Source organism: Nocardioidaceae bacterium SCSIO 66511, assembly GCA_023100825.1.
Taxonomy (GTDB): domain Bacteria; phylum Actinomycetota; class Actinomycetes; order Propionibacteriales; family Nocardioidaceae; genus Solicola.
Genome location: CP095846.1, coordinates 4457824 through 4470578 on the forward strand (window position 1 = coordinate 4457824; position 12755 = coordinate 4470578).

A 12755-nucleotide genomic window follows, 5' to 3' on the forward strand; every position below is an offset into this window, starting at 1 on the left:
CACGAACAGGTAACAAGGCCCGGGACGCAGCCCCGCCGATACCATCGGCGCGTACCGTCACGACGTGCCCGCGTGTGCGGGCAGACAGAGGGAGGGAAACCTGTGGCAACTACATCTGTACGCGCGCGCAAGGGCGTAGCTATCGGTGCATCGGGTGCGCTGATCGCCGGAGCGGCGCTGGCCATGACCGCCGCAACGACCACATCCGCCGACGCCGCGAAGATCAACAAGGACTTCAACTACAACTGCGTCCTGAGTTTGACCGGCGACTCGTACCCGATCGGCGTCACGACGAAGGTCTCGGTGCCGAAGTCGGTCACCGCCGGTCAGAAGGTCGCGAAGCGCAAGGCGTCGCTCACGCTCAACATCTCCGAGGAACTGCACGAGACGGTGCTCAGTCTCGGCGCCACCGACGCCGAGGGCGGCTCCGACAACGCCAAGGTCGGCGTCAAGATCGGCAAGACGACGCGCCAGGTGAAGATCAACAACCTCAGCGCACCGAAGGCGCCGATTCCGCCGAGCGGCGAGCAGTGGAGCATTGCCACATCGGGCACGGTCGGGGCGTTCAAGGTACCCGCGGCGGCAAAGGGCGGCACGAAGGCCAGCCTGTCGATGCCGAAGAAGTTCACGATTGACGCAGTCGTCTACCTCGGCGAGAACGCTGTGCCGAACCAACTCACGTGCACGGCCGACGGCAAGCGCGCGCTCGGCTCGATCGCGATCAAGAAGGCGCCGAGCAAGCTCAAGGCGAACATCAAGCCGAAGAAGGTCATCGCGAAGAAGACCCGCGCGAAGGTCAACGTACGCGTCATGTCGAAGGGCAAGGCCACCGGCAAGGTTCGCGTGATGGAGGGCAAGAAGACCCTCGGCGCCGCAGCCGTCAAGAAGGGCAAGGCGACCGTCACGCTGAAGAAGTTCGCCAAGCCCGGTAAGCACAAGCTGACCATCAAGTACGCCGGCAACAAGTCGGTCAAGGCCAGCAAGCTCAAGAAGACCGTCAAGGTCGTACGCAAGTAGCGACCGAGGTAGGGAGCACAGCGTGGCCGGGCACCGGATCGTGCCCGGCCACGCTGCTCTTCAGGAGGGAAACCCATGAAGTACGCAATCGCGGGGCGCAGAAGCCTCGCCGCCGCCCTGTCCGGCACGCTCGTCGCAGGCGCGGTCGCCGGGACAGTCGTCGGTACGACCGGTTCCGCCAACGCGGCAGAGGTGCCGCTCGATCACACCTTCGTCTCGAGCTGCAATGTGAATGTCGGGGGCGATCTGAACCTCGGCAACTACGACATCGACTTCGAGATGAATACCAAGGCCGAGGTGCCGCTGGTGCCCGGGGCCGACAATGCGAAGCAGGACGTCAGCATCAAGCTCACGATGCCGGAGAAGCTGCACAACGCCACTGTCAACCTGATCAAGGCCACCCACGCGAGCGGCGGTTCACCCGACTCCGCGGTGAACCTGACGCTGCCCATCGCGGGCGGCACGAAGGTCACCGAGCGGATCGCGCTGAAGGACCTGACGGCGCCGAAGGCGAAGATTCCTGCGGTCGGTACGCCGTGGGAGATCACCTCGACCGGCGTGGTGCCGAAGCAGCACGTACCCGGCTTCGCGGGTGGCGGGGAGGGAAACCCGTCCTTCGCGGCGCTCAGGCTGGCGCCGAAGTTCACCATCAAGTCGACGCTGTTTGCCGGTAAGAAGAAGTTCCCGACCACGATGAAGTGCACGGTCAAGAAGGCCGACCGCCTCATCAACGGCGAGGTACCGATCGTCGGTGCGTACCAGACGGACACGGTCCCGGCACATATCGCCACCACGGCGCGCAAGAACGGCTCGACGATGCTGACGTTCTTCCACCAGCCCGGTGCAGCGAACCCCGAGAACGTGTTCACCCAGCCCAAGCACGGCAAGGTCAAGGTCGGCGCCAAGGGCAAGGCGACGTACACGCCGAACAAGAACTTCGTCGGCAAGGACTCCTTCACCTACACAGCCAAGGACGACAGCGGCACGTCGACGAGCAAGGTCACCGTTCGGGTCAAGAAGGCACCGACCAGGCTCAAGGTCCGGGCACCGAGGGCGATCAAGTTCGGCAACAAGGCCGTCGTACGTGTGACGGTGAACAGTAAGGGCGCCAAGGCCGGCCCGGTGCGGCTCGTCAAGGGCAAGCGCGTACTCGCCAAGGCCAGGACCGGCAAGCTCGGCAAGGCGAAGCTGACGGTCAAGCGCAAGGCCCTGAAGGTCGGCAAGCACAAGCTCCAAGTCAAGTTCGCCGGCACCAAAACAGCGAAGAAGGCAGCGAAGAAGATCACCATCCGCGTAAAAAAGCGCTGAGCGCGTAGCGCGAAAGCGCGAAAGCGCGCGCGAAGCCGCCGAGGTACGCCGTCGTGCCAATTGAGTACCCCTCTATTGGCGGGACGGCGTACCTCGGCGCGTTTTGTGTTCTCGACGAAAGTATGCAACGAGTTGACTATGCAACTCGTTGCATAGCAGGATGCGCACATGGCCCTCGACCACGCGATCCTGGTCTCGCTTGCTGAGCGATCGGCGAGTGGGTACGACCTTGCGCGCCGGTTCGACAAGTCCATCGGCTTCTTCTGGAAGGCCACGCATCAGCAGATCTACAAGGTCCTCTCCCGGATGGAGTCCGCCGGCTGGGTGGAGTCGACGACCGTCGAGGAGCCCGGTCGCCCCGCGAAGAAGGTGTACGCCCTCACCGACGACGGCCGCACCGAGCTGACCCGCTGGACCGCCGAGCCGACGCCGATCGAGAGCGTGCGTAGCGACTTCGCGGTCAAGGTACGCGCGATGAACTTCGGCGACCGCAGCGCCGTGCTCGCCGACATCGCCCGGCAGCGCGACCGCCACCTCGACCGGCTTGCGTACTACGAGGCCGACTGCACCAAGCACTTCCCCGAGCCCGACTCCCTCACCGCATCCGAGCTCCCCGCCTATCTCGTGCTGCGCGGCGGCATTCGTACGGAACAGACCTATATCGAGTGGTGCGACGAGATGCTCGCCGCACTCGGCACCGACCCGGAGGACCAACGATGAGCTACGAGCACCTGCTGTCCCCGCTGCAGATCGGCGACCACACCCTGCGCAACCGCATTGTGATGGGCTCGATGCACACGGGTCTCGAAGACCGTGCGCACAACCTCCCCCGGCTGACCGCCTACTTCACCGAGCGGGCGAAGGGCGGCACGGCACTGATGATCACCGGCGGGTACGCGCCGACCTGGGAAGGCTGGCTGGCGCCGGCCGGCTCGCTGCTCGCGTCACGTCGGGCGGCCGACCGCCACCGCCTCGTCACCGATGCAGTGCACGAACACGACTCGAAGATCGCGCTGCAGATCCTGCATGCGGGCAGGTACTCGTACCATCCGCTGTCCCGGTCAGCATCGAGCAAGAAGGCGCCGATCAACCCGTTCCGGCCGCGTGCCCTGTCGACGAAGGGAGTCGAACGCACCGTCGACTCGTTCGTACGCGCGGCGCAGCTGGCCGACAAGGCGGGCTACGACGGCGTCGAGATCATGGGTTCCGAGGGCTACCTGATCAATCAGTTCGTCACAGCGCGTACGAACGACCGCACCGACGCCTGGGGCGGCACGGCCGAGAAGCGAATGCGGTTCCCGGTCGAGATCATCCGTCGCATCCGTGAGGCGGTCGGCCCGCGACTGATGGTGATCTACCGGATCTCGTTGCTCGACCTCGTCGATGATGCGCAGTCATGGGAGGAGACGGTCGAGCTCGCGCACCGCGTCGAGGAGGCCGGTGCATCGCTGGTCAACACCGGCATCGGCTGGCACGAGGCCCGCGTACCCACGATCGTCACCTCGGTGCCGCGAGCCGCTTTCAGCGGCCTGACCGGCCGGCTGCGCCCGGAGCTGGGCATTCCGGTGATGGCGTCGAACCGGATCAACACCCCCGACGTCGCCGAGGAGATCCTCGCGGCCGGCGATGCCGATCTGATCTCGATGGCGCGGCCGCTGCTCGCTGATCCCGACTTCGTCGCGAAGACCGAGCAGGGTCGCAGCGACGAGATCAACACCTGTATCGCGTGCAATCAGGCGTGCCTCGACCATGTCTTCGCCAACAAGCATGCGAGTTGCCTGGTCAATCCGCGAGCTGCGCGCGAGACAGAGCTCCGCCTGCTACCCGTACCCACTCCGCGCCGCAAGCGCATCGCGGTCGTCGGCGCGGGCCCGGCCGGTCTCGCCGCATCGACGGCGCTGGCCGAGCGCGGCCATCGCGTCGACCTGTACGAGGCCGACTCGCAGATCGGCGGGCAGTTCCGCCTGGCGATGCGCGTCCCCGGCAAGGAGGAGTTCGCCGAGACGCTGCGCTACTACCGCCGCCGCATTGACGTTCTCGGCGTACGCCTGCACCTCGAGACGGCACCGGAGATCGGCGAGTTGACCGACGGCACGTACGACGACGTGATCGTCGCGACCGGCGTCGAGCCGCGCATCCCGGACCTCCCTGGTGTCGATCACCCGAGCGTGGTCACCTACGCGCAGCTGCTCCGGGGTGACGTCACCGCCGGTGACCGGGTTGCGGTCATGGGCGCAGGCGGCATCGGCTTCGACCTGAGCGAGTTTCTGCTCCACGAGCAGAACGAGTCCCTCGCGACGTGGATGGAGCGCTGGGGCGTCACCGACCCATCGAAGGAGCGCGGCGGACTCACCACGAAGACCCCGGTCAAGCCCGCGCGTACGGTCCACCTGCTGCAGCGCAAAGACACGCCGCTCGGCAAGGGGCTCGCGAAGACTACGGGCTGGGTGCATCGCACGACCCTCCGCGACTCCGGTGTGGAGATGCTCGCCGGCGTCACCTACGAACGCATCGACGACAACGGTCTGCACGTCACGGTCGATGGGCAGACCCGCGTGATCGAGGTCGACACGGTCGCGCTGTGCACAGGTCAGGAGTCGGTACGCACCGTCGCCGACCCGGTTGCGGCGGCAGGCGTACCCGTCCATGTCATCGGTGGAGCCGACGTCGCCGCCGAGCTCGATGCGAAGCGCGCGATCAAGCAGGCGACCGAGCTCGCCGCGACGCTCTGAGGATGCGGCCCGCGGGGGGCGGTAGCCACGTGACGCCCTGATGCGTCATCCTTGTGGCGTGTCGATTCGTGCGTTCGCAGGAGCAGCGGTCGGTGTGACGTTCCTCCTCGCGCTCGCGGCCGAGGCGCCGATCGACGCAACCCGGTCCAACGACGCGACAGAGACGGCCGATCACACCGAACCGGAACCAGAAGCGCGTCAGATCAAACTCGGCGGTGTGCCGGTACGCCTCACCGCCGACACCGGCCAGGTGGTCACGGTGAACCACAAGCGCGGGTACAAGGCGCGGGTCACCGTCTGGCACAAGCGCGGCGATGACTGGAAGCGCGTACGCACGACCCGACACGGCCGTATCGGCTACGGCGGTGTCGTCGCGGGCAAGAAGCGCAAGCAGGGCACGGGTACCACACCGCTCGGCACGTACTCGATGAAGCGCGCATTCGGCAACAGGCGTGCCCCGAAGCGCGCGAAGCTCCCGTACCACCGCACGCACAAGGGCGACTATTGGGTGCAGGACAACAAGTCCCGCTTCTACAACTACCGCCGGCACAAGTCTCAGGGCGGGTTCCGCTGGTGGCTGCCGACGAGTGCGTACAACAGCTCCGAACGCCTGCGCGACTACAAACGCCAGTACGCCTGGGCGATCGTGATCAACTTCAACCGACCCGATCCGGTACGTCATCGAGGCTCCGGGATCTTCTTGCACGTCAACGGCAAGGGTGCGACCGCCGGCTGTGTGTCGGCCCCACGCAAGTTCATCCGCAAAACCCTTGCCGGGCTACGCCGTGCGCAGCATCCCGTCATAGCGATCGGCCGCTGACCCGACCGACCCGCTGACCGCCGTTCGCCGTCGCCATCAGGGCGTGTCGCGAACGCGGCCGGCTCGCCGACTGGGACCAGCGTCACACCGCTCGAAGTTGTCTGCACCTGGGGTTAACGCGTAGCGTTTTCTGCGAAACGAAACCGTTTCGTTCACCGCAGACCAGAGGCGATCCCATGTCCGACACCACCACGAGAGGGCGAGGCCGACTCTCGCCCGAGCGCACCCAAGAGGTGTACGACTCCGTGGTCGCGTTACTCGTCGAGCACGGGTACGAAAGCCTCACGATGGACGCGGTCGCGCATGCCGCCAGCATCAGCAAGGCGACGCTCTACCGACAGTGGGGCGGTAAGCAGACCCTCGTCGTGGACGCGCTCGAAGCCACCCGCCCGTACGACGAGGTCGCCACGATCGACACCGGCTCCCTTCGTACCGACTTGCACGAATGGGTGCGCGTCTCACTCGCCGCTCCGCTGACCGACGTCGGACTGGTGCACGCGATCATCCACGCCTGCACCGGCAACCCCGAGCTCGCAGCGGCGATGCGCGAGCGGATGAACCTTCCGGAGGACCCGTTCAATCGGCTGTTCGCCAAGGCCGCCGAGCGGGGCGAGATCGAACCAGACGCGCCCGCGATCCCGTACGTACAGCTCGTGCTCGCGGGCCCGTACATCCTGCGCGAGTTCATCGAAGAACAACCTCCCGACGAGGAGTACCTCATCGGGCTCGTCGAATCCGTCGTCGTGCCCGCACTCGGCATCAGCTGACCCGCACCCACCCAACAGGGGGAAGAAGACCATGGCTTGGTATCTCTACCGACTCGGCCGCGCCGCCTACCGGCGCCGCTGGATCGTGCTCGGCGTCTGGCTCACGGCGCTCGTCGCCGCAGGCGTCGGTGCGGCCACCTTGGCCGGCGACACGAAAGACGACTTCGACATTCCGGGCATCGAGTCCGTGCAGGCGTTCGACCTGATCAAGGACCGTACGCCCGAGGCATCGCCCGACGGCGCCACGGCCCAGATCGTCTACGAGGCGCCGAAGGGCTCGACGCTGAACGACCCGCAGGTGCAGCAGGCGATCAAGCAGAGCCTCGCCGACCTCGACACCGAGAGCGTCAGCTCCATCACCAGCCCGTACCAGAGCCAGACCATCTCCGAGAACGGCCGGGTCGGCGTCGCGGACATCCGCTATGACGGGAACTCACTGCAGCTCACCCACGAGGACACCTCCGCCCTCGAGGACGCACCCGACGACGTCGGCGCCGATCTACGCGTCGAGGTCGGCGGCGATGCGCTGCAGGAGATCCCGGTCGGCGGCACCGAAGAACTGATCGGCATCGGCATCGCGTTGTTCGTACTCGTAATCACGTTCGGCTCGTTGATCGCCGCTGGCATGCCGCTGCTGACGGCGTTGGTCGGCGTCGGCATCGGCGTCGCCGGGATCACCACCGCGACCGGATTCATGGACCTCGGCTCGACCACTCCGACCCTCGCGACCATGCTCGGGCTCGCCGTCGGCATCGACTACGCGCTGTTCATCGCGTCGCGCTTCCGGCACGAAATCCATCTCGGCCGCGACCCCGAGGAGGCTGCGGGCCGAGCTGTCGGAACCGCCGGCAGCGCAGTGGTCTTCGCTGGGCTGACCGTTGTGGTCGCGCTCCTCGGACTCTCGGTCGTCAACATCCGGATCCTCACCGAGATGGGCGTCGCGGCGGCGATCACCGTTGCCATCGCGGTACTGATCGCGCTGACCCTCCTCCCCGCGCTGTTCGGCTTCGCCAAGCAACGGATTCTCGGCGGCAAGATCCCGTTCCTGAAGGCGCGCGACCCCGAAGACACCTCCGGTGGACGCACCATGGGCCGCCGGTGGGCAGATCTGCTCACCCACCACAAGGCCTGGACGTTCGTCATCGGGATCCTCGTCGCCGGAGCGATCGCGTTCCCGATGACCGATATGAAGCTGGCACTTCCCGACAACGGCTCGCAGCCCGAGGACAGCTCCGCGCGGCAGGCGTACGACCTGATCGCCGACAACTTCGGTGCGGGTACGAACGGGCCGCTCATGGTCGTTGTCGACACCAAGAACGCCGACGACCCGGAGGCCGCGGTGGCAGCGACGACCAAGGCGCTGCAGGGACACGAGAAGGACGTCGCGGCGGTCGTACCGGCCGAGCCCGCGCCGCCGCAGTCCGATGACCCGGCTGCCCAGAAGGCCTATCAGCAACAACTCCGGACGTACCAAGGCCTGCTGCAGCAGGGGCAGTACGCGACGATCACCGTGGTGCCCACGAGCGGGCCGGCCGACGCCGATACCCAGCAGCTGGTGCACGACATCCGCGACACCGTGCAACAAGTCGAGGACAAGACCGGTGCGCGGGTCCTGGTCACCGGTCAGACGGCGCTCGGCATCGACGTCTCGGACTCGATGAACGATGCGTTCCCGAAGTACCTGCTGGTCGTCGTCGGGATCGCGTTCGTCCTGCTCACCGTGGTGTTCCGATCGCTGCTGGTGCCGCTCAAGGCGATGCTCGGCTTCCTGGTGTCCGTTGTCGTCGCGCTCGGTGCGACCGTCGCGGTCTTCCAGTGGGGCTGGATGGCCGATCTGCTCGGCGTCGACAAACCCGGACCGATCATGAGCCTGCTCCCCTTGCTGCTCGTGGGAATCCTGTTCGGCCTTGCGATGGACTACGAGGTCTTCCTGGTCTCGCGGATGCGTGAGGAGTACGTGCACGGAAGGTCGGCCCACGAATCGGTCGTACGCGGGTTCCAGTTCGGCGCGCGGGTCGTCACAGCGGCGGCCGCGATCATGATCGGCGTGTTCGGCGGGTTCGCACTCGGCGATGACGCAATGATCAAGACAATCGGCTTCGGACTGGCGTTCGGCATCCTCGCCGACGCGTTCCTGGTCCGGATGACCCTCGTACCAGCGTTCATGGCGATCGTCGGTGACAAGATGTGGTGGCTGCCGCGCTGGCTGGACCGCATCCTGCCCAACGTCGACATCGAGGGTGAGAGTCTGCGCCGCAAGCTCGAAGCGGAGTCCGCCGACGACAGTGACCGCGTCGACGTGACCACGTAGGCTGGTTTCATGGACTTCCTGATCGGCCTGCTCGTCCTCGCCGCAATCGTCGCCGGCATCGTCTTCGTCGCCAAGCGCGCGAAGGCCGCCGCTGAGCTCCGGCGCGCCGAGGAGCTCGAGCGCGACCTCGCGCCGGTGAAGCGGCTGGCCGACGAAGACGTCACCGCGCTCGGCGAGGAGTTGCAGGAGCTCGACCTCGAGCTCGCCGGCCGCACCCTCGACGAGGGTGAGCGGGCCGACTACCAGCGGGCCCTCGACGCGTACGAGGCGGCCAAGGCGGCCGTGCCAGCAGTCAAGAAGCCCGACGATGTCAAGCACGTGACCGAGATCCTCGAAGACGGCCGCTACGCGATGGCTTGCGTGCAGGCACGAGTGGCCGGCGAGTCGCTGCCTTCGCGGCGTCCGCCGTGCTTCTTCGACCCGCGCCACGGCATGGCAACCGAGGACGTCTCGTACACACCACCGGGCGGCACCGCCCGTGACGTGCCCGCGTGTGCTCTCGACGCCGAGCGCGTACGCGCCGGAGCAGAGCCCGATATCCGCAAGGTGATGGTCGGATCCGAGCGCCGGCCTTACTGGAACGGCGGGCCCGCGTACGCCTCGTACGCCGGCGGCTACTTCGGTATGAACATGCTCCCGATGATGTTCATGGGCATGATGATCGGACCCGGCCTCGGCGAAGGTCTCGCCGGACTCGGTGAGGGCCTCGGCGAAGGCATCGGGGGCCTGGGTGAGGGTGTCGGCGATATGTTCGGCGACATCGGCGACAGCATCGGCGGCATGTTCGACGGATTCGACTTCTGACCGTCACCGAACGCGTCGCGATCCTGCTGCGCGCGGTCAACGTCGGCGGTCACAACCGGGTGCCCATGGCAGACCTTCGTACCCTGTGCGGTCGCATCGGTCTCGCCGAGGTGTCTACCTACATCGCGAGCGGCAACATCATCTGCTCCGCTCCGCCCGATCTCGACGCGTCGTTGCGCGAGCTGGAGGCGACGATCGCCGATGAGTTCGGCGTCGAGACTCCCGCGATCGGGCGTACGCACGATGACCTGGTCGCAGCCGTCGAGCACAATCCGTACACCGACTTCGAGCCGAAACTGATGCACATCGTCTATCTCGCCGACGAACCATCGGCCGAAGGAGTCGACGCCCTCCACGGACGCGACTTCGGCGACGTATGCCGAGTCGTCGGACGAGAGGTCTACGTGCGGTACGCGACCGGTGTACAAGGCACGAAGCTCACGCCCGTGCTGATGCAGAAGCTGCTCGGTGTGCCCGGCACCGCGCGTAATTGGCGCACGGCACAGAAGCTGATCGAACTCACCTCGTAAGAGATCAGCGCTTGACCCATCCCAGCCAACGGAAAACACCGCGAGCCCAGTCAGATCTGTTGCCGCGGTTGGTGTGGACTGCCACCCGCACCTTGCCGGGCTTACCGATGCAACCGCGCTTGAACACGGCTCGAGTCTTGCCCTTACCGACCATCTTCATCGCGTAGCCCGGGCACTTCACGACGCTGCCCGGCTTCTTCCAGCTCTTCATCCGCCGCATGGCGTACTCACTGCCGACGTAGCCGGTGAGCCGGAACTCCGGGCCCTTCCGCTTCGGCTTGGTGTCCAGGTAGACCTCCACAAGGCCGCCGCTGCGAAAACCTCGCTGCTTGACTCGTACGACTACCTTGTTGCGATGCTTGGTCGAGTTGTCGACCCGGACCTTCGTGATGTCGATCGAGCCTTTGGCATCCCCACGCTTGTCGCGGAACTTACGTACGTTGGCGTCGACGGGGGCGCCGAGCGTACCGACAAGCAGGAACCCGGCAGCTACGGATGCAACGATGCGATGCGCTCTCATGCCTCGACATCGTAGTAGCGATCACATGCGTGGACGTCAGGAAACCAACCGAAGGCGGATCGTCTCGGGTAGGCCGGCGAGCGTGGAGAGCACCTCGGCATCGACGGCCTCACCGACGTCGGTGATCACGTAGCCGATGTCACCGCTGGTGCCCAACGCCTGCGCCTCGATGTTGACCTCATGGTCGCCGAGGATGCTGTTGATCGTCGCGAGCACGCGCGGCAGGTTGCGGTGGATGTGTACGAGCCGGTGTGCACCTGCATGCGCCGGCACCGCGAGCGCCGGCAGGTTAGGGCTCAGCTCGGTGCCGCCCGTCTTGAGGTACGACGCGAGCTTGCCCGAGACGAACTTTCCGATGTCCTGCTGCGCTTCCATCGTCGAACCGCCGACATGCGGGGTGAGGATGACGTTCGCCAAGCCGCGCAGCTCGGACTCGAACGGGTCGCCCTGCTTCTTCGGCTCGACCGGGAAGACGTCGATCGCCGCACCCGCGACGTGGCCGGACTCGATGTTCTCGCGCAGCGCGGCGGTGTCGACGGCGATACCGCGGGAGAGGTTGAGGAAGATCGCGCGGGGTTTCATCCGGGCGAACTCATCGGGCCCGAAGAGCCCCGCGTTGCCGGGCCGGCCGTCGACGTGCAGGGTGACGACGTCGACGGTCTCCAGCAGCTCGTGTAGCGTCTCGCATTTCTTCGCGTTGCCGAGGGCGAGCTTGTCGGCGGTGTCGTAGAAGTAGACCGACATGCCGAGCGCCTCTGCGATCACCGACAGCTGGCTGCCGATGTTGCCGTACCCGACGATGCCGAGCTTGCGGCCGCGGATCTCGTGGCTGCCCTTGGCCGACTTGTTCCAGACGCCGGCGTGCATGTCGTAGCTCTTCTCGTTCAGCCGGCGGGCCAGCGAGATGATCTCGGCGATCGCGAGCTCGACGACACTGCGCGTGTTGGAGAACGGTGCGTTGAACACCGCGACTCCGCGGGCAGCGGCGGCCTCGAGGTCGATCTGGTTGGTGCCGATGCAGAACGCGCCGACCGCCAGCAACTGGTCACCCGCCTCCAGCACGGCGTCGGTGACGTTCGTACCCGAGCGGATGCCGAGCAGGTGTACGCCCTTGACCCGCTCGATCAGCGTGGCCTCGTCGAGCGCACCCGCCACCGTCTCGACCTGGTAGCCCTGCTCGCGAAGGTACGCGGCCGCATCGGGGTGGATGTTCTCGAGCAACAGCGCGCGTACGTCGCCGTCTTCGACCCGACCGGCCGGAACGGTAGTCGTCTGCGTCATGGTTGTCATCGTCGTCATGGACCCTCCTGTGTCCTATCGAGTCAGCAGATGCTGCTGTGCCGACCCGGACCCAGGCGTACGGTCCAGCGGTCTACTTCTTGCCGTCGCTTCCTGATGGTGGTCCCACCTGAACGCCAGTCACGACCGCTCCATCATACGGCGCGCCATTCGTACGCCTGCGGCTGTCCGCATCGCGGAAGATCTCGGCTATCCGGCGGCACCGGCGAGGTTCGCGAGTCGTACCTGCCCGCGGGCGACGAGACGCCCCTCATCGTCGTTGGTCTCGATCAGCCACAGCTGCTGACTGCGCCCGCGATGGACCGGTGTCGCGGTCGCGGTCAGGCGCGTGCCCTCCTTGGCCTGGCGGAGGAAGTCAGTGTTGTTGTTCACCCCGACGACGATGCCGCGGTCTCCGAACCACGCCTGGGCGGCGATACTCGCCGCCGTCTCGTTGACCGCGCAGTAGACCCCGCCGTGCACGATGCCCCACGGCTGCAGATGGTCCTTCGACGCGGTCCAGGAGATGACGACGCCGTCGGCATCGACACGCTCGTACTCCAGCCCGAGCACCTTGCTCAGCCCTTGATCGACGAACTCCGGGTCGAGGGTCATGGACACTCCTGATGATCTGGGACCGCCATCCGACGGCACCGCTGCCGACCCTA

12 protein-coding genes and 1 riboswitch are annotated in these 12755 nt (G+C 66.3%); of the genes, 9 read left to right on the forward strand and 3 right to left on the reverse strand.

The features are described from left to right. Positions 1–102 precede the first annotated feature (102 nt). From MU582_21155 to MU582_21195, 9 genes are all read left to right on the forward strand, one after another. Positions 103–1017: an Ig-like domain repeat protein gene (locus tag MU582_21155; protein ID UPK74910.1), complete on the forward strand. Its 915-nt coding sequence runs from the start codon at positions 103–105 to the stop codon at positions 1015–1017. A 75-nt stretch (positions 1018–1092) separates the two neighbouring features. Then, entirely contained in the window at positions 1093–2325 is a 1233-nt protein-coding gene (locus MU582_21160) for an Ig-like domain-containing protein (protein UPK74911.1), read from the forward strand. Positions 2326–2493: 168 nt separating this feature from the next. Then, on the forward strand, positions 2494–3045 hold the full coding sequence (locus MU582_21165) for a PadR family transcriptional regulator (GenBank protein ID UPK74912.1): 552 nt from the start codon (positions 2494–2496) through the stop codon (positions 3043–3045). After that, complete coding sequence (locus MU582_21170; GenBank protein UPK74913.1) at positions 3042–5057, forward strand: NADPH-dependent 2,4-dienoyl-CoA reductase; 2016 nt, start codon at positions 3042–3044, stop codon at positions 5055–5057. Before MU582_21165 ends, MU582_21170 begins: the two co-directional genes overlap by 4 nt. 58 nt (positions 5058–5115) lie before the next feature. Further along, positions 5116–5877: a L,D-transpeptidase family protein gene (locus tag MU582_21175; protein UPK74914.1), complete on the forward strand. Its 762-nt coding sequence runs from the start codon at positions 5116–5118 to the stop codon at positions 5875–5877. Positions 5878–6053: 176 nt separating this feature from the next. Next, positions 6054–6644, forward strand: a complete 591-nt coding sequence (locus MU582_21180; GenBank protein ID UPK74915.1) for a TetR/AcrR family transcriptional regulator — start codon at positions 6054–6056, stop codon at positions 6642–6644. A 31-nt stretch (positions 6645–6675) separates the two neighbouring features. Further along, complete coding sequence (locus MU582_21185; protein UPK74916.1) at positions 6676–8955, forward strand: MMPL family transporter; 2280 nt, start codon at positions 6676–6678, stop codon at positions 8953–8955. A 9-nt stretch (positions 8956–8964) separates the two neighbouring features. Next, positions 8965–9759 (forward strand): hypothetical protein, encoded by a 795-nt coding sequence (locus MU582_21190; GenBank protein UPK74917.1) that lies wholly within the window; start codon positions 8965–8967, stop codon positions 9757–9759. A gap of 65 nt (positions 9760–9824) precedes the next feature. Continuing rightward, complete coding sequence (locus tag MU582_21195; protein ID UPK74918.1) at positions 9825–10289, forward strand: DUF1697 domain-containing protein; 465 nt, start codon at positions 9825–9827, stop codon at positions 10287–10289. Between the two features lie 4 nt (positions 10290–10293). On the opposite strand, the gene MU582_21200 is transcribed toward MU582_21195, so the two are convergent. From MU582_21200 to MU582_21210, 3 genes are all read right to left on the reverse strand, one after another. Next, positions 10294–10809, reverse strand: coding sequence for a hypothetical protein (locus MU582_21200; protein ID UPK74919.1), 516 nt, complete (start codon positions 10807–10809; stop codon positions 10294–10296). A gap of 36 nt (positions 10810–10845) precedes the next feature. Further along, positions 10846–12099: a phosphoglycerate dehydrogenase gene (gene serA / locus MU582_21205; GenBank protein UPK77217.1), complete on the reverse strand. Its 1254-nt coding sequence runs from the start codon at positions 12097–12099 to the stop codon at positions 10846–10848. A 52-nt stretch (positions 12100–12151) separates the two neighbouring features. Beyond that, a riboswitch (ZMP/ZTP riboswitch) is annotated at positions 12152–12242 on the reverse strand. A gap of 55 nt (positions 12243–12297) precedes the next feature. Next, positions 12298–12702 (reverse strand): PaaI family thioesterase, encoded by a 405-nt coding sequence (locus tag MU582_21210; protein ID UPK74920.1) that lies wholly within the window; start codon positions 12700–12702, stop codon positions 12298–12300. Positions 12703–12755 lie beyond the last annotated feature (53 nt).